The sequence below is a fragment of the Xanthomonas sp. NCPPB 1132 genome (assembly GCF_056629235.1).
This window is the reverse complement of record NZ_CM152819.1, coordinates 1929536-1951961: the sequence shown is the minus strand read 5'-3', so window position 1 is coordinate 1951961 and position 22426 is coordinate 1929536. Positions and strand designations below refer to the sequence as shown.

Genomic DNA, 22426 nt, shown 5'->3' with positions numbered 1-22426 from the left:
TCCAAGCATCGGTTGCGGTGTCCCCGCGTCAAATCACTGTACTACTTGTATTAGTACAAAAATATCAAGGAGATCCAATGACCATCCCTTCCCGTCGCCTCACTCGTTTGCGCCAACTGGCACTGGCAACGCTGTCTTCTACGATTGGCCTGACTGCTTCCGCAGGAATTCCAGACGCTCCAACCTCTTCTTCCGCAGCGATTGCGCACTATCTCGCCCAATGCCACGCGGTCAGGATATGCAACGGCAGTTTCCGCGTGTCCGAGCACGGCAGACTGATCTATACAACCGCGCTGGGCGACGCGGACGCTGGCGGTAAGGAACAACTGACGGTTGATCACCAGTTCGACATCGGCTCGGTCAGCAAACAGTTCACGGCTGCGGCTATCGTGCGCCTGGCGGAGCAGGGGAAACTAAACCTCGATGATCCCGCCGCCAAGTATCTGCCGGAACTTCCCTACTCGGAAATCACCCTGCGACATCTGCTTACGCACACTTCCGGGGTTCCTGATCTGTTCCCCGTATATCGGGAAATCCTAAAGAACGGCAAGACCAGCGCGCCGATGCAGGGCAATGAAGCGGTCGCTCTTCTCGTCGCTCACAAAGCACCATTAAGCTTCGTCCCCGGATCCGCATTCGACTACAGCAACACCGGCTACATCCTGCTGGCGCAGGTGGTTGCCCGAGTGTCGGGGATTGATTTTGCACAGTTCATGCAACGTGAATTCTTCGGACCGCTGCAGATGGCGCACACCCATGTTCGCGTACCCGGCAACGAAACCTACATCCAGCCACGCGCTTACGGCTTTGTCGTGCGTTCGGACGGCACACGCAAAGCGCTGGACCAGATACCGGGGTTTTATCCGGTTGGCCCGGGTGGCATTTACTCCACCACTAGCGACCTGCAGCGATGGGCCGATGCACTCGACCAGGGCAAGGTCATGTCGAAGTCGAGTTGGACGCTGGCATCGGCCCCTACTCGTCTGACAGACGGCAGCACGGTACCTTACGGGTTTGGCTTCAAGCTACAGCGCTCCGCACTCGGACGACCGATGGTTGCGCACGGTGGGGATTGGCGCGGCTTCAAGGCTGATTTCACACTATTGCCGGAGCAGGGTGTCCAGATTCTGATGCTGACCAACAACGGGCAAGACGACAGCGTGGAAGCCGCTCGCGATGCGATTGAGGCGATCCTGGCCGGCAAACCGCATGTCGAACTGCGCGAATCGGTGCATTGGGAGCTGTTCCGTCGCGCAAATGACGCGAACGCAACGGAACTGAAAGCATGGTTGCTAAAGGAATGGGAGAAGCGTCCACAACGTTACGATTTCCCTGGGCAGCCGCTAGAGCAGGTCGCAAGCGAACTATTGAGGAGCAAGGAATCCGACAAAGGACTTGCGGTGCTGGAATTCAATGCGCAAGTCCATCCCGGGTCGCTGGATGCGCTCGACAGCCTTGCCAATGCCTACCTAGAGACCGGTAACCGTCAGGCAGCCGTTGAGCAGATGGAAAAGATGCTGAAGATAAAGCCGGACTCTCGGCGCATCCGCGAACGTCTCAAGCAGATACAGAAATAGTCGATGGCATTCTGCCGGCGGACAGAAACTCGCCCGCCGGCAGTTGCCAGGATCTTCCCCGGTGCAGTGCTGTCTGCATGGGATCCGGTGAAGCCGTCGCTCGTGGCTTGGCGAGTACGAACCGGACCGCCCTTGATTTGTCATCCCAGCGCCTGCGCGTGCACCCCGGCCACCGCGCGGCCGGAGGGATCGGCCATGGCCGCGAAGCTGGCATCCCAGGCGATCGCCGCCGGCGAGGAGCAGGCGATCGACTTGCCGCCGGGCACGGTCTCGGCCGCGGCCGAAGTCGGGAACACGCGCTCGAACAGGCTGCGGTAGTAATAGGCTTCCTTGGTCTGCGGCGGGTTCACCGGGAAACGCTTGTCGGCCGCGGCCAGTTCGCGGTCACTCACCTGCGCCTCGGCATGCGCCTTCAGCCCGTCGATCCAGCCGTAGCCGACGCCGTCGCTGAACTGCTCCTTCTGCCGCCACAGGATCGACTCGGGCAGGTAGCCCTCGAAGGCTTCGCGCAGCACCGCCTTCTCGATGCGCTTGCTGCCGTCGGCGCGGGCGCCGGCCATCTTGTACTGGGCGTCCATGCGCATGGCCACGTCCAGGAACTCCACGTCCAGGAACGGCACGCGTGGCTCCACGCCCCAGGCCATCATCGACTTGTTGGCGCGCAGGCAGTCGTAGTTGTACAGCGCGTCGAGCTTGCGGATCAGCTCTTCGTGGAATTCGCGCGCGTTCGGCGCCTTGTGGAAGTACAGGTAGCCGCCGAAGATCTCGTCGCTGCCTTCGCCGGAGAGCACCATCTTCACCCCCATCGCCTTGATCCGCCGCGCCAGCAGAAACATCGGCGTGGAGGCGCGGATGGTGGTGACGTCGTAGGTCTCGATGTGCCGGATGACTTCCGGCAGCGCGTCCAGGCCTTCCTCGAAGGTGTATTCGAAACCGTGGTGCACGGTGCCCAGCGCCTCGGCGGCGATCGCCGCGGCGGCCAGGTCCGGCGAGCCCTTCAGGCCGATCGCGAACGAGTGCAGGCGCGGCCACCAGGCCTCGGCCTCGTCGTTCTCCTCGATGCGCTTGCGCGCGAAGCGCGCCGCCACCGCCGCGACCAGCGACGAATCCAGCCCACCGGAGAGCAGCACGCCGTAAGGCACGTCGGTCATCAACTGGCGATGCACGGCGCGCTCGAAGGCCTCGCGCAGTTCCTGCTTGCTCACCTCCACGCCCTGCACCGCCGCGTAGTCGCGCCACGGCTTGCGGTAGTACTGCACCAATGCGCCGCTGGCGCTGTCGTAGTAGTGGCCCGGCGGGAACTGGGCGACGTCGGCGCAACTGTCGGCCAGCGACTTCATCTCCGACGCCACCCGCAGGCGGCCCTGCGCGTCATGGCCCCAGTACAGCGGACACACGCCCATCGGATCGCGCGCGATCAGCACGCGGCCGGCGGCCTTGTCCCACAGTGCGAAGGCGAAGATACCGTTGAGGCGGTTCAGCAGCGCGTCCGGCGTGGTTTCGCGGTACAGCGCGTTGATCACCTCGCAGTCCGAGCCGGTCTGGAAGGCATACGGCTGGGCGAGTTGCTTCTTCAGTTCGCGATGGTTGTAGATCTCGCCGTTGACCGCCAGCGCCAGTTGCCCGTCGTCGGAGAGCAGCGGCTGCGAGCCGCCGGCCGGGTCGACGATGGCCAGGCGCTCGTGGACCAGGATCGCGCCGTCGTCGACATACACGCCGCTCCAGTCCGGGCCGCGGTGGCGCTGCCGCTGCGAGCAGTCCAGCGCCTGCCGCCGCAGCGCCTGCAGGTCGTCGCCCGGTTGCAGGCCGAAGATGCCGAAGATCGAACACATGGGAAAGCTCCTGATCGTGGGGTGGTGGTTGCGGAAGGGAGACACCCAGGCACAAAAAAACCCGCATCGGCCGATGCGGGTTTTCTGGTGGCTGGGCGTGGTGTTTCTGGTAGCGCCTAGTCGCAGACCCGCATCGGCCGCGCACGATTATTCGCCAGCGCATTATTGCGGCCGTTGGCGTTGCTCGAGCGGAGGACGGACAGCGAGGTCATGGGGCGACCCTAACCCGGCGCGCGGGCCGGCGCAACTGTTACCGCAGCAACCGTTCGATCAGGCGCAGGTACAGGTCCGGCAGCGCCTCCAGGTCGGCCACGCGCACGTGCTCGTCGACCTGGTGGATGCTGGCGTTGACCGGGCCGACTTCGATGCACTGCGCGCCCAGTGGCGCGATGAAGCGTGCATCGGAGGTGCCGCCGCCGGTGCTCTCCTCCGGCGGCGCGCCGGCGACCTCGCCCAGCACCTCGCGCGCCACCCGGCGCAGCGTGCCTTCGGGGGTGTAGAACGGCTCGCCGCTGCGGTGCCAGCGCAGTTCGTAGTCCAAGCCATGACGATCGAACAGCGCGGCGATCTCCGCCTCCAGCCGCGGCGCATCCCAGTGCGGGGTGTAGCGCAGGTTGAAGGCGACCTGCAGTTCGCCGGGGATCACGTTGTTGGCGCCGGTACCGGCATGGATGTTGGAAATCTGCAGACTGGTCGGCGGGAAGCTTTCGTAGCCGTCGTCCCAGTGCCGCGCGACCAGCTCGGCCAGTGCCGGCGCGGCCAGGTGGATCGGGTTGCGCGCCTTGTGCGGATAGGCCACGTGCCCCTGCACGCCACGCACGCGCAGCGCGCCGGAAAGACTGCCGCGACGGCCGACCCGCAGCAGGTCGCCGAGCCGTTCGGTGGACGAAGGCTCGCCGGTGATGCACCAGTCGATGCGCTCGCCACGCTCGGCGAACACGCGCGCCACATGGCGCACGCCGTCGATCGCATCGCCTTCCTCGTCGCTGGTCAGCAGCAGCGCCAGCGTGCCCGGGTGCTGCGGCTGCGCGGCCACGAACCGCTCGGCGGCGACCACGAAGGCGGCCACGCTGCCCTTCATGTCGGCGGCGCCGCGCCCGTACAGCACGCCATCGCGGACCTGCGGCGCGAACGGATCGCTGCTCCAGGCCTCGCGCGGCCCCGGCGGCACCACGTCGGTATGCCCGAGCAGCGCCAGCACCGGACCGTCGCCGCCGCGATGGGTGGCCCACAGGTTGTCGACCTCGCCGCAGCGCAGCCGCTCGATGGCGAAACCGGCGCGCTGCAGCCGCTGCGCGATCAACTCCTGGCAGCCGGCATCGTTAGGGGTGACCGACGGGCGGGCGATCAGGTCGCAGGCGAGTTCAAGGACATCGGACATGCAAGGACACCGTTGGAAGACACGAGAGAGACGCGATGAGGATCGCCAACGGCACCGTCGCGTGCGGGCGGCGCCACAAACGCAGTGTACGAGCGCTGCTGGCGGATTCGAAAGGTCTGCCCGTGTCGCCTGGCAGGCGCGCGGCGCGGTCGCGGCTTCGCTACGACGCGACGCCCGGCCAGCGCATGCACTGCACGCGCACCGCGAAGACCTCGTTGCCAGGCATGCGCCCGCCGTGCATGCCGGTTTCGACGAAGCCACAGGCGCGATAGAACGCCAGCGCCGCGGCATTGCCCTCCAGCAATTCCAGGGTCAGGCCGGCCGGCCTGGCGTCCTGCACCGCGGCCACCAGCGCCTGGCCGACGCCGCGCCGGCGCGCGGCCGGATCCACGTACAGCCAGGCCAGTTCCTCGCCATCGTCGGCGACGAAGCCGAGCACCTGCCCATCGCACTCGGCGACCTGCACGCGGTAATCGAACAGGCCTTCGCGCTCGGCCGCGATCGGCAGCGGCAGGAACGCCTCCACCAGCCCCGCCGCCTGCAATTCCTCCAGGCGCGCGGCGTCGTGGATGGCGCACAGCCGCGCCCAGTCCTCGGCACGGTACGGGCGGACGGTCACGCCACCCCGAACCGCTGTTTGAAGCCGTTGTCGGAGAAGCCCTGGCTGAGCTTGCCGTCGTCGGTCACCACCACCGGGCGGCGGATCAGTTGCGGATACTCGCGCAGCAGCAGCTTCCATTCGGCATCGGAACCGGGTGTCTTCTTGTTGTCGGGCAACTGCCGCCAGGTGGTGGAGGACTTGTTGACCAGCGCGTCGAAGCCACCGGCCTGGCCGGCCCACTCCAGCAGGGTCTCCGGGGTCGGCTTGTGCTCGCGGTAATCGACGAAGGTATAGGCCACGCCGAAGCGGTCCAGCCACTTCGTCGCCTTCTTGCAGGTGTCGCAGTTCTTCAATCCGTACAACGTCGTCATCGAAACATCCCTTCAAGCGAATAAAGCCCCTCTCCCACCGGGAGAGGAGTTGGGGTGAGGGTCGGTCGGCCCCGGACAGATCGCCGCCCAAAGCGCCGCGCACCGCCTTTCGGCGGGCGATGCCATCAGCAGACGAACCGGGCATGCCGTCATCGACAGGCAGCAGCGCGCGTGATCTTACCCGCCGCGCGCGCCATCGGCCTCCCGGCGCAAGAAGAAGCCGTCATGCCTCACTGAGCCGACACTTCCTGGAGCTTGGCCGAGTCGATCCGCCAGCGCAGTTGCGCCGCCGAGGCGCCATCCACGCCGTTGACCCGGCGCAGCACGTAGTCGCCACGGAAGCGTTGCCGCGTGCCGTCGGCCAGCGTCGCCTCCACGGTGACCGGGACCGGCTGATACACCGAGCCGGCGGCGCCGTCGCTGCGGCCCAGCGTGCCGATCGTCGCTTTCACCGCGCGCGTCTGCGCGAAGCCGGCCTTGAACGCGGCGTAGGACTGCCCCGGGCGCCCGTCCTCGCCCCACTGCTGCCAGGCCGTGGCGTAGTCGCGCGCGTTGATCGCCGCGTAATAGCGCCGGACCACGTCGGCCGCCGCCTGCGGGCTGTCGGCGGCCGGGCCGCAGCCGGCCGTGGTCGGTCCGTCGCGGCCGAGCAGCGCGCAGCTGCGGGCGATCTCGTCGTCGATCATCGCGCAGCTATTGGCGGCATTGCAGGGCGGATGCGTGGCCGGCGACACCGCGCGGCAGGTATCCACGCGCGCCGCCGCGGCGTCGGCGCCGATCTCGTCGGCACAGGACAGCGGCTCGCCTGCGGCGCTGCCGCTCTGCGCCGTCGTCGAAGGCGCTTGCGCAGGCGCAGGTGTCGCGGACGAAACGGGATTTGGCGCAGCGGCCGCCGCCGCTGGCGTGTCGCTATCCTTGGGCGCCGTCGGTGCCGGCGCGCCCTCACGGCCGCACCCGGACAGCGCGAACGCTGCCGTCATCCAGCAAGCCCATTTCATCTTTCGCATCAGTGTCTCCTGTCGTCGCAGCGGCCGCGCCCGGAGACGCTCTGCGCCGGGCATCTAGTCCAATGCGCACCGCCGCAAAAAGCGCCCGGACCTGCGTGTGGCAGCGTATCCCGCCACCGATGTACGCTGGGTGTGCACCCTGCCCTGGCCGCGAGATCGCGAGTCCTGCGAGGCACACGCGTTGCACCGTGCGACGACTCTATGGTGTGCCCGGGCTACCCGCAGATGGCGCACTGGCCTTGGATTCGCGGGGGGTTCGGCACCCCAGCGTGCCGATGACAACGAAAGCCACAATGTGCTTTTCCGCCGTTGCGCTTGCTTTTGATCTACCGGGTTCCCTTCCGCAGCGGCGGATGGACCGGGGAAACACCCGAAGGGCGGCGCACATGGATGTGCGCCGTCCGCGGCAGGGGCAGGATGCCCCTTCCGCGGATCCCCGGTGCATCCGCGAACCCGGAGCGCGCAGCGCGGAGGGCGCGTAGGCAGGGTGTGCTTTCTTTTGGTTACTTTTCTTTGCACAAGCAAAGAAAAGTAACTCGCCGCAAGGCGAAAGCCCTTGCTGCTGCCTTGAGCTCAAGGCTATGTAGCGTCAATTGAGGAAGCAGCACACCAAAGCGAGACCGGGCTGGGCCCGGTCCCACCATGCTCAGTCGGCCAGCCCGCGCAGCAGATCGTTGACGCTGGTCTTGCTGCGGGTCTTGGCATCGACCTGCTTGACGATCACCGCGCAGTACAGCGAGTGCGAGCCGTCCTTGGACGGCAACTGCCCGGACACCACCACGCTGTACGGCGGCACGTAACCGTAGGAGATCTCGCCGGTGGCGCGGTTGTAGATGCGCGTGCTCTGGCCCAGGAACACGCCCATGCCGATCACGCTGTGATGGCCGACCACCACGCCCTCCACCACCTCCGAGCGCGCACCGATGAAGCAGTGGTCCTCGATGATGGTGGGGCTGGCCTGCAGCGGTTCGAGCACGCCGCCGATGCCGGCGCCGCCGGACAGGTGGCAGTGCTTGCCGATCTGCGCGCAGGAACCGACCGTGGCCCAGGTGTCGACCATGGTGCCTTCGCCGACGTGCGCGCCGATGTTGGTGAAGCTCGGCATCAGCACCACGTCCTTGCCGAAGTAGCTGCCGCGACGCGCCACCGCGCCCGGCACCACGCGCACCCCGGCCTTGCGGAACTCGGCTTCGTGATAGCCGGCGAAGCGCGCCTCCACCTTGTCCCAGAACGGCGCCGGCTGCGCTTCCACCACGGCCATCTCGTTGACCCGGAAGTACAGCAGCACCGCCTTCTTCAGCCACTCGTTGACCTTCCAGCCGCCGTGCCCATCCGGCTCGGCGACGCGGAACTCGCCGCTTTCCAGGCCGTCGATGACGCGGTTGACCACCGGCCGGGTGGATCCCTCGATCTCGTCCAGGGTCAGCGTGGCGCGGCGCTCGAAGGCGCTGTCGATGGTGAACTTCAGTTCGTCGGCGCTGGGCACGGCGACCGGCTTGGCGCGCAGCGGCTTCGGCGCGGGCTTGGCCGGCTTGGCTGCCGCGGTGGGCGTTGCCGGCTTGGCGGCGGCGGGCTTGGCAGTCTTCTTCGGGGCCGTCTTCTCGGGCGCCGCCGGCTTGGCAGCGGACTTCTTGGCGGCGGGCTTCTTGGTGGCCATCAGCGGGGGTCTCCAGGCGGGGTGTCGGGGTCCAGGCACGCCTGCAGCGCCGCCTGCAGCGCCTGGCGGGCGGCCTCGGGCAACGGCAGGTTGTGCTCGTCGGTGATGTGGAACAGATCCTCGGCGCGCTCGCCGAAGGTGGCGATGCGCGCGTCGTGCACGCGCAGGTGGTGCCGGCGCAGCACCTGGGCCACGTCCGCCAGCAGTCCCGGGCGGTCCGGCGCAACCAGACCGAGCCGGGTCAGGCGGCCGTCGAGGCTCTCGCGGAACTCGATGCGCGGCGCGAAGCGGAAATGCCGCAGTTGGCGCGGCACCACCCGTCGCGCCGGGCGCAGGCGCGCCAGGTCGCCAGCCAGCGCCTCGCGCAGCCCCGCCTGCAGTTGCGCCAGGTCGCCGCTGGCGAAGGCATCGGCGGGCATCACCTCGAAGGTATCGAAAATCGCGTTGTGCGGGGCGTCGAGCACCCGCGCGCGATGGATGCCGTAGCCGAGCCGGTCCAGGGTCATCACGATCGCGGCGAACAGGCCGTCGCGGTCCGGCGAGTACACGAACACTTCCAGCGCCGCATCGTCGGGCGTGACCGGGCGCACCTTGACCAGGGTGCCGCCCAGTTCCACCTCCATCAGCGAGGTCGCCTGCCAGGCCAGTTGCTCGGGGCGGAAGCGCAGGAAGCTCTCGTCCGGCATGCCGGCGAACTGGCGGTCGATGGTGACGTCGTCGTGGCCCTGGATGTGCATCAGCGCGCGCGTGGCCTCGCGTGCTTCCTGCAGGCGCTCGGCCACCGGCAACGGGTGCTCCAGGCCTTCGCGCAGGGCGCGGCGCGCAGCGAAGTACAGGTCGGCCAGCAGCCGGTCCTTCCAGGCGTTCCACAGCTTGGGGCTGGTGCCGGCGATGTCGGCGCAGGTCAGCAGGTACAGATAGTCCAGCCGCTCGCGGTCGCCGACCAGGCTGGCGAAGCGATGGATCACCTCCGGATCGGCGATGTCCTGCTTCTGCGCGGTCACCGACATGCGCAGGTGCTGCTCGACCAGCCAGGCGACCAGGTCGGTGTCGGCGGCGCTGAGCGCATGCGCGGCGCAGAACGCACGCGCATCCACCGCGCCCAGTTCCGAATGGTCGCCGCCGCGGCCCTTGGCGATGTCGTGGAACAGGCCGGCCAGCAGCAGCAGTTCCGGCTTGCGCAGCCGCGGCCACACTTCATGCGCGATCGAGAAGCGCTCGTCGGCGCGCGCGTTGGCGAACACCGCCATGTTCTTCAGCACCATCAGCGTGTGCTGGTCGACCGTGTACACATGGAACAGGTCGAACTGCATGCGCCCGGACACCTGCGCGAAAGCCGGGATCCACTGCCCGAGCACACCCAGCCGCGCCATGCGGGTCAGCGTCTGCACTGCGCGCGGGCCGCGCAGCAGCGCCAGAAAGCGCTCGCGCGCGGTGATCGTGGCGTCGGCGTAGGCCAGCAGGTGCGGCAGCGCCTCGGCCAGCGCGCGCGCGGTCAGCGAATGCAGGCCGCGGATCTCGCCGTGCGCGGCCCAGGTGGCGAACAACGCGAACACCTGCACCGGGTCGGCCTGCGGCCAGCGCTCGTCGTCGGCGGCCAGGTAGCCGCGGCGCAGCGAGAAGCCGCCGTGCAGCGGCTGCGGCTGCGCCTCGCCGTCGAACTGTTCCTCGAAGCGCTGCAGCAGGCGGTCGCTGAGCCGGCGCACGATCGCCGCGCTGCGGTAGAAGCGCTGCATCATCTTCTCCACGCCCAGGCTCTCGGGGTCGTCGGAGAAGCCCAGGCGCTGCGCCAGCGCCTTCTGGTAATCGAAGCGCAAGCGCTCTTCCGGGCGGTTGGCCACCAGGTGCAGTCCGTAGCGCAAGCGCGCCAGTTCGCGACGCTCGCGGCGCAGCGCCGCGGCTTCGTCGCCGCCGACGTGGCCCAGCCCGATCAGCGGCTCCAGGTCGCGCACGCCGAACGCGCGCAGCGCCATCCAGCCGAGCGTGTGCAGGTCGCGCAGGCCGCCGGGGCCGTCCTTGATGTCCGGCTCCAGGTTGTCGGCGGTGTCGCCGAAGCGCTGGTGGCGGGCCTGCAACTCCTCGCGCTTGGCCATGAAGAATTCGCGCGGCGGCCACACCCGCTGCGGCGCGATGGCCGCCGCCAGCGCCGCCTTGGCCGTGGCGTCGGCCTGCAGCGGGCGCGCCTCGATCAAGGCGGTCAGCACGGTCTGGTCGGCGCAGGCCGCGGTGCACTGCGCGGCCGAGCGCACCGCATGGCTGACCGGCACGCCGGCATCCCACAGCAGCGGGAACAGCCGCGCCAGCGCCGGTTCGTGCGCCGGGTCGAGCTCGCCGAACACCAGCAGGTCGATGTCCGAGCGCGGGAACAGTTCGCCACGGCCATAGCCGCCGACCGCGAACAGGGCCAGCCCGGTCTCGCGCGGCACGCAGCGGCTCCAGGCATGGCGGATCAGTTGATCCAGGGCGCGGGCGCGCAACGCCAGCAGGCGGTCGATGTCGTCGCCCTGGTCGAAGCGCTTGCTCAGCCTCGCATCGGTCTGCGCCAGCAGTTGCCGGACCGCGGCTGCCCAACCGGCGTCGTCGACACCGGCGCCGGGCATGCCGGCATCGGCGCCGGCCGGCAGCAGGCTCACGGCTCGCCGAGGCCGCCCGGCGACAGGGTCAGGACCTCCACCCCATCGTCGGTGACAGCGACCATGTGCTCCCATTGCGCGGACAGCTTGCGGTCCTTGGTCACCACGGTCCAGCCGTCCGGCAGCACGCGGGTGTAGCGCGTGCCCTCGTTGATCATCGGCTCGATGGTGAAGGTCATGCCCGGCTTCAGCACCAGGCCGTCGCCCGGCCGGCCGTAGTGCAGCACCTGCGGTTCGTCGTGGTAGACCTTGCCGATGCCGTGGCCGCAGTACTCGCGCACCACGCTGAAGCGCTCGCTCTCGGCGTACTGCTGGATGGCATGGCCGACGTCGCCGAGCGTGGCGCCCGGCTTCACCGCGCGGATGCCGCGCCACATCGCCTCGTAGGTGGCCTCGATCAGGCGCCGCGCCATCACCGAGGGCGTGCCGACGCAGTACATGCGGCTGGTGTCGCCATGCCAGCCGTCCTTGATCACGGTGACGTCGATGTTGACGATGTCGCCGTCCTTCAGGACTTTGCTGTCGCTGGGGATGCCGTGGCAGATGACGTTGTTCACCGACGTGCACACGGTCTTCGGGTAGCCGCGGTAGCCGACGTTGGCCGGGACGGCGCCCTGCACCTTGACGATGTGGTCGTGGCAGATGCGGTCCAGCTCGGCGGTGGTGACGCCGGGCTTCACGTACGGGCCGATCAGGTCCAGTACCTCGGCGGCCAGGCGGCCGGCCACGCGCATCTTCTCGATGTCCTGCGGAGTTTTCAGATTGACGGTCATGGCCGTCATTATCGCTCATCCCGGCGCTGGCTGAACGCGCCGGGCGGCTTGGCGGCTTTTTGGCACGCGGCCGTGACCATCCCCGCCTTCACCGTGATGAACGCGGCGCGGCGTGGTGGTCATCTCATGTGAAAGCTGGATAGCGATCCAAAATAATGTGAACTGGCGCGCATTTTGCACTGGCAGCGGCACCGGCGGTTGTCCGCCATCACCGAAGAACCCTGCCATGTACCTCTTCCATCGCGTTCTCGCCTTCCTTGTGCTGTTCGCCGCCGGGACCGGCCTGGCCTGGGCCCAGTCCGACTCGCGCACCTTCAACGTCAAGATCCAGATCACCAGCGTCTGCGACATCCAGACCGCGCCCACCGACGTCGATTTCGGCAGCGTCAATTCCACCCAGGCCTCGATCAACAGCACCGGCACCTTGAACGTGCGCTGCACCTCCGGCACGCCGTACAACATCGCGCTGAACGCCGGTTCCGGCTCCGGCGCCACGGTCACCACCCGCACCATGGGCAGCGCCGACGCCAGCAATACCGCACGCGTGCCGTACGCGCTGTACCGCAACGCCGCGCGCACCCAGAACTGGGGCTCGACCATCGGCACCGACACCCAGGCCGGCACCGGCAATGGTGCAGTGCAACCGATCACCGTCTACGGCCAGGTCGCCAGCACCAACTACCCTGCCGGTTCATACAGCGACGTCGTCACCGCCACCGTCACCTGGTAACCGGAGCCGCCTGCATGCGTTTGCGACTGCCTTCCTTCCTGCGCCTGCCGGCGCTCGCCGCGCTGTGGCTGGCCGCGGCCGGCGCGGCTGTCGCCGCGAGTCTGCAGGTGGCGCCGACCTCGGTGTCGCTGCGTGCCGAGGAGACCGCGCAGGGCCTGTGGCTGAGCAACAGCGGCGACGTGCCGCTGCGCGCGCAGGTGCGCGCGTTCCGCTGGCAGCAGCGCGATGGCGAGGATGTGCTCGACCCCAGCGACCGCATCGCGCTCAGCCCGCCGATGCTGGAACTGGCGCCGCACGCGCGGCAACTGGTGCGGGTGATCCGCCTGGACCCCGCACCCGGCGCGCACGAGGACGCCTACCGTATCCTGGTCGACGAGTTGCCCGGCCAGGATCCCGCCAGCGGCGCCAGCGCCGGGTTGCAGTTCGTGCTGCGCTATTCGGTGCCGGTGTTCCTGCAGCCCGCCGTCGCCACCGCGCCGACGCTGCGCGCGCGGCTGGTCCGCGACGGCGCCACCGCGGCGCTGGAAGTGGCCAACCAGGGCAACGGCCAAGCGCAACTGGTGGACCTGCAGTTCGTCGCCGGCGACGGCCGGCGCACCGCGATCGCCGAAGGCCTGGCCGGCTACGTGCTGCCGGGCCAGCGCAAGCGCTGGCCGCTGCCGGCGGCGCTGGCGCAGACACAGGGAACGTTCGAGGCAAGGATCAATGGCGAGCCGCACGCGCAGTCGCTGGTCGTGGACACCGCGGCGCCTTGAACTGCTGCTGGCGCTGTGGGTCGGCACTGCCGCGCTCGCCGTCGCCCAGCCGCAGGTTCCTCCCCAGCCCCAGGCCGCGGCACCGGCGCAGGAGACCCTGTACCTGGAGGTCACCCTGAACCAGACCCGCCAGCCCGGCCTGTTCCAGTTCCAGCGCGACGGCGAGCAACTGCGCGCCAGCGCCGCCACGCTGCGCCAGCTCGGCCTGCGCGTGGACGGCAGCGACGCCAGCGCGGCGATCGCCCTGGGCGACCTGGACGGCGTGCGCTTCAGTTACGACGCCAACCTGCAGACGCTGGAGATCGACGCACCGGTGGCGCTGCTCGACGTCGCCACCACCCGGATCGACGCGCGCGGCGGCGTGCCGTCGCTGCCGGCGACCAGTTCCCCAGGCGCCCTGCTCGACTACGACCTCTACGCCAGCCGCCAGGGCGGCGCCAGCAATCTCACCGCCAGCGGCGAACTGCGCGTGTTCGGCCTGGGCGCGGGCCTGCTGCGGCAGTCCTTCGTCGGCCGCCTGTACCGCGAGCCGCAACGCGACTGGCGCGCCCAGGCGATCCGCCTGGACACGCAATGGCAGTGGTCGCTGCCCGAGCGCATGACCAGCGTGGTGCTGGGCGACACCTTCAGCAGCAGCACCAGTTGGAGCCGCACCGTGCGCCTGGGCGGCGTCCGGGTGGGCAGCGACTTCGGCCTGCAGCCGTATCGCGCGATCACCCCCTTACCGGAATTCCTCGGCGAGGTGGCCGTGCCGTCCAGCGTGGACCTGTACGTCAACGGCATCCGCCAGTACAGCGCGCAGTTGCCGGCCGGGCCGTTCCAGCTGTCCGCGGCGCCGGGCGTGGACGGCGCCGGCAACGCCCAGGTGGTGATCACCGACGCCTACGGCCGCACCCGCTCGCTGGCCTTTCCGTTCTATGCGACCCAGGACTTGCTGGCCAGCGGGCTGACCGACTGGTCGCTGGCGCTGGGCCGGGTGCGCGAGGAGTACGGCGTCGCCGACTTCGCCTATGCCGGCGACACCGTCGGCAGCGCCAGCTGGCGGCGCGGCCTCGGCCCGCGCTTCACGGCCGAGGCGCACGCCGAGGCCGGGGCCGGCGTGCGCAACGCCGGGGTCGGCGGCCTGTGGCTGCTGCCGCGCGCCGGCGTATTCGGCGCCTCGCTGGCGCACGGCGGCGCTGCCGGACAGCAAGGCCTGCAATATGCGCTGAGCTACCGCTGGAACAACGGCCGCTTCAACCTGGCGATGGATACCCAGCGCGCGCAGGCCGGCTATCGCGACGTGGCCGCACGCTACGGCGCCGCGCCGCCGCGGGTCAGCGAGCGCGCCCTGTTCGGCAGCACCTGGAACGGCGTCGGCAACATCGCCCTGAGCTACGTGCGCCTGGCCTATCCCGACAGCGGCGACCAGCGCTACGCCAGCCTGTTCTGGACCCGGACCCTGCCGCGGCAATCGTCCTTGAACCTGAGCATCAACCAGAATCTGGATCAGGCCAGCGACCGCAGCGTGTACCTGGGCTGGTCGATCGCCCTGGACGGCCGCCGCCAGGCGGGCGTGGCCATGCAGCGCATCGGCGCGCGCACCAGTGCGACGGCGGACCTCAGCCAGGCGGCGGCCGCCGATGGCGGCAGCGGTTGGCGGCTGCAGGCGCGCGGTGGCCAGGACGGCGGCGGCGGCCTCGCCGAAGCCAGTTGGCGCAGCGCCAGCGCCCGTTATGCCGGTGGCATCGCCAGCGCCGGCGGCCAGACCTACGGCTATGCCGAAGCCTCGGGCGGCCTGGCCTGGATCGGCGGCGGCTGGTTCCGCGGCCGCGATCTCGACCAGGCCTTCGCCCTGGTCTCCACCGGCGGCGTCGCCGACGTGCCGGTACTGCTGGAGAACCGGCCGATCGGCCGCACCGACGCGCGCGGCTTCCTGCTGGTCACGCCGCTGCTGGCCTGGCAGCACAACCGCCTGTCGATCGATCCGATGCGCCTGCCGGCGGAACTGCGGCCCGAGCAGGTCGACCAGATCGTGGTGCCGCGCGACCGCACCGGGGTGGTGGTGGCGTTCCCGATCCGCCGCAGCGACGGCGTGCTGGTGCAATTGCACGATGCCGCCGACCTCCCGCTGCCGGTCGGCAGCCGGGTGCGCGGCGCGGGCGTCGACACGGTGGTGGGCTACGATGGCCAGGCCTATGTGGAAGGGCTCGCGCCCGGCCGCAACGACCTGGAGGTGGACATGCAAGGACGCCGTTGCCGGTTGCGGATCGAGCGCCCGACGCAGGCACCGCCCACCCGGCTGGGCCCGCTGCGCTGCGTGCCGGAGACGACGCCATGAGCGCGCGTGCCTGGCCGATGGCGCTGACGGCGCTGCTGCTGGCGGCCGTGGCGCTGCTGCCGCAGCGCGCCGCGGCCACCACCACCTGTACCGCGCAGGCGACGGCGGCGAGCTTCGGCACCCTCTCCGACACCGCCGCCACCGACACCACCGCGCAGATCCTGGTGACCTGCCAGACCGGCGCGATCAGCGTGCTGGGCACGATCTATGTGCGCATGTGCCTGAACATCGGCGAGGGCGCGCAGGGCGCCGGCTTCGGCATCACCCCGCGGCGCATGCTCAACCCGCTCAACGACATCCTGGGATTCCAGCTCTACCGCGACAGCGCGCGCAGCCTGATCTGGGGCAGCGCCCTGAGCGGCTCCACCCCACTGCAGGTGGACCTGACCTATTCGTCGCTGGCGACCGGCGGCACCGGCACCGCGACCTACACCCTCTATGCGCGCGTCCCGCTGCAGAGCGGCATCGCCACGGGGACTTACCAGAACAGTTTCAGCGGCGTGTACACCAACCTGCAGTACCGCTACGACGAGCCGTTGGTCGGCAACCCCGCGTTGATTCCCACCTCCTGCACCACCGGCGGCAAGGGCGGCGGCACCTCGGTGCAGTTCCCGTTCGTGGCCAGCGCCACCGCCGCGCCGACCTGCACCATCGCCAGCATCGCCGACCTCGATTTCGGCACCCAATCGGGCCTGATCGACAATGCGCTGAACTACACCACCACGCTCAGCATGAACTGCCGCGCCCGCACCGCCTGGCAGGTGAGCCTGGACAACGGCCAGAACGCCAGCGGCAACGTGCGGCGCATGCGCAGCGCCAGCGGCCAGTACCTGACCTACGAGCTGTATCGCGACGCCGCGCGCACCCAGCGCTGGGGCAGCACCCTGAATACCGATACCCAGACCGGCACCGGGACCGGCAGCGCCCAGTCGCTGACCCTGTACGGGCAGGTTCCCGCGCGGCAGACCCCCGCCCCGGGCAGCTACAGCGACGTGGTCAAGGTCACCGTCACCTACTGAGGCCTGAACGGCGCCGCGGTGCCGGTCAAGTTGCCGGGATGGGAGCCGTTATCGGTTGTGTCTACTCCGGAGTGCCGATCGATGCGCCTGCCGTTTCTACGACCGCTGCTGTTGGCTAGCCTGTGCGTGGCCGGCGTCGACGCGGCGGCGCAGCCGGGGGCCGGCAGCGGCGCCGCCATGCTGCGGATCGGTATCCGCATCGAGCGCAGTTGCGAAATCGGCGCCGCGGCGCGTGCGCAGCCCGGGGTGCTGCCGACGGTCGCCTGCAACCGCCCGCTGGCCTACCAGGTCAGCATCGACGGCATGCCCGCGCCCGACGCCGCCACCGCCCTGGCCTTGAGCATGCCTGCGACAGGCGCCACGCCGCGCATCCCGGCACGCTACGCCACGGTCGCGTTCTAGTGGGCGATGCCCGCCGCATGCGCGCGCGCCTGCTGCTGGCGCTGCTGCTGGCGCTTGCCGGCAGTGCCGACGCGGCCGGGGTACGGATCAGCCCGACCCTGGTGCAACTGGCCCCCGGCGAGACCAGCACCGAGATCTGGCTGAGCAACACCCAGGACCGCCCCTGGCAGGCCCAGGTCCAGGTGTACCGGTGGCGGCAGACCGACGGGATAGACGACCTGGAGAGCACCGACGAGGTCCGCACCAGCCCGCAATCGATCGACATCCCGGCGCAGGGGCGGCAACTGCTGCGGCTGGTGCGTCCCGGACCGGCCAGCGCCGACGAAAGCGCCTACCGCCTGGTGATGGAGGAACGCCCCGCCCCAGCCGACCCGGCCGCACCGGCACCCGCCACGCCGGCCCCACCCCTGCTGCTGCGCTATTCCACCCCGGTGTTCCTGAGCCCCGCGGACCCGGCAGCCGCGCCGCGCCTCAGCGCCCACCTGAGCGCCGGCGCGCGCGGGCCGGAGCTGGTGGTGCACAACCGCGGCAGCGCCCATGCCCGGCTCAGCGACCTGAGCTTCGTCGGCGCCGACGGCCGCACCCTGCCGCTGTTCCCCAGCCTCGCCGGCTATGTCCTGGCCGGCGCCTACAAACGCTGGCCGCTGCCGGCCGCCGCGACCGCGCCCGGCGGTCACTTCGCGGCCAGGCTGGACGACGAGGCGCCGCTGCAGGCGCTGCCCGCCGAGTGAACCGCCCGGCGCATTGCGCCAGCGGCCCCCGCCAGGTATAGTGCGCAGCTTCGTCGTGCCCGTCATGGGCCGATGGACCGTTCACGCCGGACGCACCGGCGAATTCACACCTGCCGCCATCGCCCGTGCCGGGGTGCTCCGCAAGGAGTTCGGCCACGGAGGCGGCAGGGAGGCCCAACCCCGGAATCGTCGTGCGGCCCGCAAGGCCGCCGTCATGCGCGCGCTTCACCCATTCCTGCCCGCGCACGGCCGGTTCCCCATCAGGAGTCACTGCAATGCCCCAGGTCACCATGCGTCAGATGCTGGAAGCCGGCGTCCACTTCGGCCACCAGACCCGCTACTGGAACCCCAAGATGGCGCCGTACATCTTCGGCGCGCGCGGCAAGATCCACATCATCAACCTCGAGAAGACGGTTCCGCTGTTCAACGACGCGATGAACTTCATCTCCAGCGTCGCGCAGAAGCGCGGCACCATCCTGTTCCTGGGCACCAAGCGCAGCGCCCGCGACGCGGTGAAGGAAGAAGCCGAGCGTTGCGGCCAGCCGTTCATGACCCAGCGCTGGCTGGGCGGCACGCTGACCAACTTCCGCACCGTCAAGCAGTCGGTGGCGCGCCTGAAGGAGCTGGAAGCGGCCGAGACCGACGGCACCTTCGACAAGCTGGTCAAGCACGAAGTGCTGACCCTGCGCCGCGAGCGCGACAAGCTGGAAGCCTCGCTGGGCGGCATCAAGGAAATGAACCGCCTGCCCGACGCCCTGTTCGTCATCGACATCGGCCATGAAGACATCGCCATCAAGGAAGCCAAGAAGCTCGGCATTCCGGTGATCGCGGTGGTCGACACCAACTACAACCCGGACCTGGTCGACTACGCCATCCCGGGCAACGACGACGCCATCCGCGCCGTGCAGCTGTACGCCCGTGCCGCCGCCGACGCCGTACTGGAAGGCAAGGCCGCTGCGCCGAACGCCGCCAGCGTGCGCGAGGAAGAGTTCGCCGAGGGCGGCGACGACAAGGGCCGCGGCCCGCGCAAGAACGGCAAGAAGGCCGAAGAGACCGCTCCCGCCGCCGAGTAACCGGCGCGCCATGCGGCTGCGCGATCATGCGCAGCCGCCGCCCGGCGCGTTCGGCGCGCCCGGCTTCGCGAGCGCCGCCCGCGGCGCCCGCTTCCCAGATCTACCGGCCGGCCGCAAGCCGGCCTTCTCCCACCTTTCGTGAGGACATCCCGTGGAAATCACTGCTTCCCTGGTCAAGGAACTGCGCGAGCGCACCGGCGCCGGCATGATGGAGTGCAAGAAGGCGCTCACCGAGAACGCCGGCAACATCGACAACGCCGCCGAGTGGCTGCGCAAGTCGGGCCTGGCCAAGGCCGACAAGAAGGCCGACCGCGTCGCCGCCGAAGGTCGCATCGCGATGGCCCAGGACGGCGGCAAGGCAGTCCTGGTCGAAATCAACTCCGAGACCGACTTCGTCGCCAAGGACAACAACTTCCTGGCCTTCACCGATGCCGTCGTCCAGGCCGCCCTGGCCTCCGGCGCCGCCGACGTGGAGGCGCTGAAGAGCGCCAAGCTGCCCAGCGGCGAGACCGTCGAGGAAGCCCGTGCCGCGGTCATCGCCAAGGTCGGCGAGAACGTGCAGGTGCGCCGCCTGGTGCGCATCGATAGCGCCAACAACGTCGCCGCCTACGTGCACGGCGGCCGCATCGGCGTGCTGGTCGAGGTCAAGGGCGGCGACGCCGACCTGGCCCGCGGCATCGCCATGCACATCGCGGCGATGAACCCGCCGCACATCAAGGCGTCCGACGTCCCGGCCGAGTTCGTGGCCAAGGAAAAGGAAATCGAGCTGGCCAAGATGTCGGAGAAGGACAAGGCCAAGCCGGCCGACATCCTGGAGAAGATCATCAGCGGCAAGATCGCCAAGATCGTCAACGAAGTCACCCTGTACGGCCAGCCCTACGTGCTGAACACCGACCAGACCGTGGAGCAGGCGGTGAAGGCCGCCGGCGCCGACGTGGTCGGCTTCCAGCGCCTGGCCGTGGGCGAAGGCATCGAGAAGGTGGTGGAAGACTACGCCGCCGAAGTGATGAAGCAGGCCGGCCTGGCCTGATCCCGCGCCCGGGAAGAAAAGAGCCGCGCATTGTCGCGGCTTTTTTTTTACGGGTGTACGCTGCACAGGCCGGGACAGGCCGCTCCCCCACCTCTCATTCCATGCCGTATCGGAAGTGCATGCATCCTGAACTCGAAGCGATCCTGAGCCACTCCCGCGACCTGCCCTCGCCGCCCGGCGTGGCCTTGCGCATCATCGAACTGGCACAGGATACTGACGTGGATCTGGCCGCCACCGCCGATGCCATCGCCATGGACATGGCGCTGAGCGCGCGCATGCTGCGCATCGCCAATTCCCCGCTGTACGCCAGCCGGCGCCGCGTCGACAACCTGGGCCAGGCGCTGACCATGCTCGGCCTGAACGCCGCGCTGAGCCTGGCGCTGGGCTTCTCGATGGTGCAGAGCCTGCGCGGCGGCAGCGGCGAGCCGCAGGAACGGCTGTGGCGACGCAGCGTGCTGGCGGCGCTGGCCAGCCGCCTGCTCGGCCAGGCTGCGGGCTTGCGCAAGCACGAGGAGCTGATGCTGGCCGGGCTGTTGCAGGACATGGGCGCACTGGCCCTGCTGCACGTCTGCCACGACCGCTACGCCGCCCTGCTGCACGAGGCCGCCGGCGACCCGCAGCGACTGAGCGCGCTGGAGCGCGAGCACCTGGGCGCCGACCGCGCCGAGGTCGGCGCCTGGCTGGCGCACAAGTGGAAGCTGCCCACCTACCTGCAGCGCAGTATCGGCAGCGGCGGCGATACCAGCCCCGCGACCGAGCCCTTCGACATCTGCGTGCGGCTGTCCGGCCCCATCGCCGACATCTGGCTCGGCGACGATCCCGAAGCCGCGCGCACCCACGCCATGCAGTGCGCCTATCGCGACCTGCAACTGGACAGCCGCCGCTTCGACGAGGTGGTGGGCCACATCGCCGAGGCGCTGCCGGCGGTCAGCCCGATCTTCGATGTGCGCATCGCCCAGCCGGAGCGGGTCGATGCGATCATCAGCCATGCCCGCGAACTGATGGTGCTGCGCAACCTGCGCGAAGTGCAGGAAGCCAACCGCGTGCGCCAGCGCGCCGACGAATACGAGCAGCACGCACGGCGCCTGGCCGAGCAGGCCAGCCGCGACGCGCTCACCGGCGTGTTCAACCGGCACCAGCTGGACACCTTGCTCAAGCAGCAGTTCGAACTGGCCAATCGCCACGACTGGCCGCTGTCGGTGGCCTTCATCGACCTGGACGATTTCAAGAAGATCAACGACGCGCACGGGCACCTGGTCGGCGACCAGGTCCTGCGCGCATTCGCGCAGACCCTGCAGCCGATGCTGCGCGCCAGCGACACCGTGGCGCGCTTCGGCGGCGAGGAATTCCTGGTGCTGTTGCCCAACACCGGCGAAGAGGCCGCGCTGGGCGTGATGCGGCGCATCCTCGCCGAGATCGCGCAGCGGCCGATGGCCGACACCAAGCAGGGGCCGTTGCACATCAGCTTCTCCGCGGGCGTGGCCACACAGGGCGGCCGCGAGCGTTTCAACAGCGCGCAGGAGCTGCTGCAGGCGGCCGACGACATGCTGTACAGCGCCAAGCACGGCGGCCGCAATCGCGTCACCGCGCGCTCGTGCGGCGAGGCGCAACGCTGAAGCATCGCCGACGGCGCAGACGCACTGGCGCGCATCGGCTAAAATCGTGTGGTTTGCCCGTCATCCCCCAACGAGGTCGCCATGTCCCAGCTTGCCTATCGCCGTATCCTGTTGAAACTGTCCGGCGAAGCGCTGATGGGAGACGGGGACTACGGCATCGACCCCAAGATCATCAACCGCCTCGCCCATGAAGTGATCGAGGCGCAACAGGCCGGCGCGGAAGTGGCGCTGGTGATCGGCGGCGGCAACATCTTCCGCGGCGCCGGCCTTGCCGCCAACGGCATGGACCGGGTCACCGGCGACCACATGGGCATGCTCGCCACCGTCATCAACGCGCTGGCGATGCAGGACGCGCTGGAAAAGCTCGGCGCCAAGGTGCGGGTGATGAGCGCGATCAAGATCAACGACGTGTGCGAGGACTTCATCCGGCGCCGTGCGATCCGCCACCTGGAAAAGGGCCGCATCGCGATCTTCGCCGCGGGCACCGGCAACCCCTTCTTCACCACCGACTCCGGCGCGGCGCTGCGCGCGATCGAGATCGGCGCCGACCTGCTGCTGAAGGCGACCAAGGTCGACGGCGTGTACGACAAGGACCCGAAGAAGCACGCCGACGCCGTGCGCTTCGACAGCCTGACCTACGACGAGGTCATCGCCCGCAACCTGGAAGTGATGGACACCGCCGCCTTCGCCCTGGCCCGCGACAGCGACCTGCCGCTGCGCATCTTCGACATGGGCCAGCCCGGCGAACTGCTGAAGATCCTCCGCGGCGCCGAGATCGGCACGTTGGTCAAAGGTCGGGGCTGATGCCCCGACCCGGGATTGGGGATTCGGGATTGGGGATTCGCGAAGGCGTTGCGCGCTGCAGCATTGCGGGCACGGGCGCGTTATCGCATCTCATTGCGCCTGAAGCGCCGCTTT

20 protein-coding genes are annotated in these 22426 nt (G+C 69.3%); 11 read left to right on the top strand and 9 right to left on the bottom strand.

From position 1 onward, the window contains the following. The first annotated feature begins 77 nt into the window (after positions 1-77). Complete coding sequence (locus tag AC1G9L_RS08245) at positions 78-1577, top strand: serine hydrolase domain-containing protein (RefSeq protein ID WP_481070655.1); 1500 nt, start codon at positions 78-80, stop codon at positions 1575-1577. Positions 1578-1717: 140 nt separating this feature from the next. Here the strand turns inward: AC1G9L_RS08245 and asnB are convergent, their stop codons facing one another. From asnB to AC1G9L_RS08200, 9 genes are all read right to left on the bottom strand, one after another. Continuing rightward, entirely contained in the window at positions 1718-3409 is a 1692-nt protein-coding gene (gene asnB / locus AC1G9L_RS08240) for an asparagine synthase B (protein WP_019800157.1), read from the bottom strand. 250 nt (positions 3410-3659) lie between these two features. Then, the gene (gene dapE, locus AC1G9L_RS08235; protein ID WP_481070653.1) at positions 3660-4790 is read right to left on the bottom strand and encodes a succinyl-diaminopimelate desuccinylase; all 1131 of its coding nucleotides are present in this window, start codon (positions 4788-4790) and stop codon (positions 3660-3662) included. Between the two features lie 160 nt (positions 4791-4950). Further along, positions 4951-5409 carry a GNAT family N-acetyltransferase gene (locus AC1G9L_RS08230; RefSeq protein ID WP_019800804.1) on the bottom strand — a complete coding sequence of 153 codons (459 nt, stop codon included), beginning with the start codon at positions 5407-5409 and terminating at the stop codon, positions 4951-4953. Further along, positions 5406-5762, bottom strand: a complete 357-nt coding sequence (locus AC1G9L_RS08225) for an arsenate reductase (protein ID WP_010344024.1) — start codon at positions 5760-5762, stop codon at positions 5406-5408. The genes AC1G9L_RS08230 and AC1G9L_RS08225 overlap by 4 nt, the downstream gene beginning before the upstream one ends. 230 nt (positions 5763-5992) lie before the next feature. Next, a complete protein-coding gene (locus AC1G9L_RS08220) occupies positions 5993-6742 on the bottom strand; it encodes a nuclear transport factor 2-like protein (RefSeq protein ID WP_481070651.1) in 750 nt (249 codons plus the stop codon). Between the two features lie 673 nt (positions 6743-7415). After that, on the bottom strand, positions 7416-8426 hold the full coding sequence (gene dapD / locus AC1G9L_RS08215; RefSeq protein ID WP_019802465.1) for a 2,3,4,5-tetrahydropyridine-2,6-dicarboxylate N-succinyltransferase: 1011 nt from the start codon (positions 8424-8426) through the stop codon (positions 7416-7418). After that, positions 8426-11026: a [protein-PII] uridylyltransferase gene (locus tag AC1G9L_RS08210; protein ID WP_481071065.1), complete on the bottom strand. Its 2601-nt coding sequence runs from the start codon at positions 11024-11026 to the stop codon at positions 8426-8428. Before AC1G9L_RS08210 ends, dapD begins: the two co-directional genes overlap by 1 nt. A gap of 29 nt (positions 11027-11055) precedes the next feature. After that, positions 11056-11832 (bottom strand): type I methionyl aminopeptidase, encoded by a 777-nt coding sequence (gene map, locus AC1G9L_RS08205; protein WP_010344028.1) that lies wholly within the window; start codon positions 11830-11832, stop codon positions 11056-11058. A gap of 15 nt (positions 11833-11847) precedes the next feature. After that, positions 11848-12060 carry a hypothetical protein gene (locus tag AC1G9L_RS08200; protein WP_481070649.1) on the bottom strand — a complete coding sequence of 71 codons (213 nt, stop codon included), beginning with the start codon at positions 12058-12060 and terminating at the stop codon, positions 11848-11850. Between AC1G9L_RS08200 and AC1G9L_RS08195 the strand changes: the two genes are divergently transcribed. From AC1G9L_RS08195 to pyrH, 10 genes are all read left to right on the top strand, one after another. Continuing rightward, positions 12059-12562 (top strand): Csu type fimbrial protein, encoded by a 504-nt coding sequence (locus AC1G9L_RS08195; RefSeq protein WP_481070647.1) that lies wholly within the window; start codon positions 12059-12061, stop codon positions 12560-12562. The genes AC1G9L_RS08200 and AC1G9L_RS08195 overlap by 2 nt on opposite strands. 14 nt (positions 12563-12576) lie before the next feature. Beyond that, positions 12577-13317 carry a fimbrial biogenesis chaperone gene (locus tag AC1G9L_RS08190; RefSeq protein WP_481070645.1) on the top strand — a complete coding sequence of 247 codons (741 nt, stop codon included), beginning with the start codon at positions 12577-12579 and terminating at the stop codon, positions 13315-13317. Then, a complete protein-coding gene (locus AC1G9L_RS08185) occupies positions 13268-15637 on the top strand; it encodes a fimbria/pilus outer membrane usher protein (protein WP_481070644.1) in 2370 nt (789 codons plus the stop codon). The genes AC1G9L_RS08190 and AC1G9L_RS08185 overlap by 50 nt, the downstream gene beginning before the upstream one ends. Continuing rightward, positions 15634-16656 (top strand): Csu type fimbrial protein, encoded by a 1023-nt coding sequence (locus AC1G9L_RS08180; protein WP_481070643.1) that lies wholly within the window; start codon positions 15634-15636, stop codon positions 16654-16656. Before AC1G9L_RS08185 ends, AC1G9L_RS08180 begins: the two co-directional genes overlap by 4 nt. Positions 16657-16737: 81 nt before the next feature. Continuing rightward, a complete protein-coding gene (locus AC1G9L_RS08175) occupies positions 16738-17058 on the top strand; it encodes a hypothetical protein (protein WP_481070642.1) in 321 nt (106 codons plus the stop codon). Positions 17059-17075: 17 nt separating this feature from the next. Continuing rightward, complete coding sequence (locus tag AC1G9L_RS08170) at positions 17076-17789, top strand: fimbrial biogenesis chaperone (RefSeq protein WP_481070641.1); 714 nt, start codon at positions 17076-17078, stop codon at positions 17787-17789. A gap of 275 nt (positions 17790-18064) precedes the next feature. Beyond that, entirely contained in the window at positions 18065-18862 is a 798-nt protein-coding gene (rpsB, locus tag AC1G9L_RS08165; protein WP_017908839.1) for a 30S ribosomal protein S2, read from the top strand. Positions 18863-19013: 151 nt separating this feature from the next. After that, positions 19014-19892 carry a translation elongation factor Ts gene (tsf, locus tag AC1G9L_RS08160; protein WP_019801311.1) on the top strand — a complete coding sequence of 293 codons (879 nt, stop codon included), beginning with the start codon at positions 19014-19016 and terminating at the stop codon, positions 19890-19892. Positions 19893-20011: 119 nt separating this feature from the next. Beyond that, positions 20012-21508: an HDOD domain-containing protein gene (locus tag AC1G9L_RS08155; protein WP_481070640.1), complete on the top strand. Its 1497-nt coding sequence runs from the start codon at positions 20012-20014 to the stop codon at positions 21506-21508. Between the two features lie 81 nt (positions 21509-21589). After that, positions 21590-22312: a UMP kinase gene (gene pyrH, locus AC1G9L_RS08150; RefSeq protein WP_019801309.1), complete on the top strand. Its 723-nt coding sequence runs from the start codon at positions 21590-21592 to the stop codon at positions 22310-22312. Positions 22313-22426 lie beyond the last annotated feature (114 nt).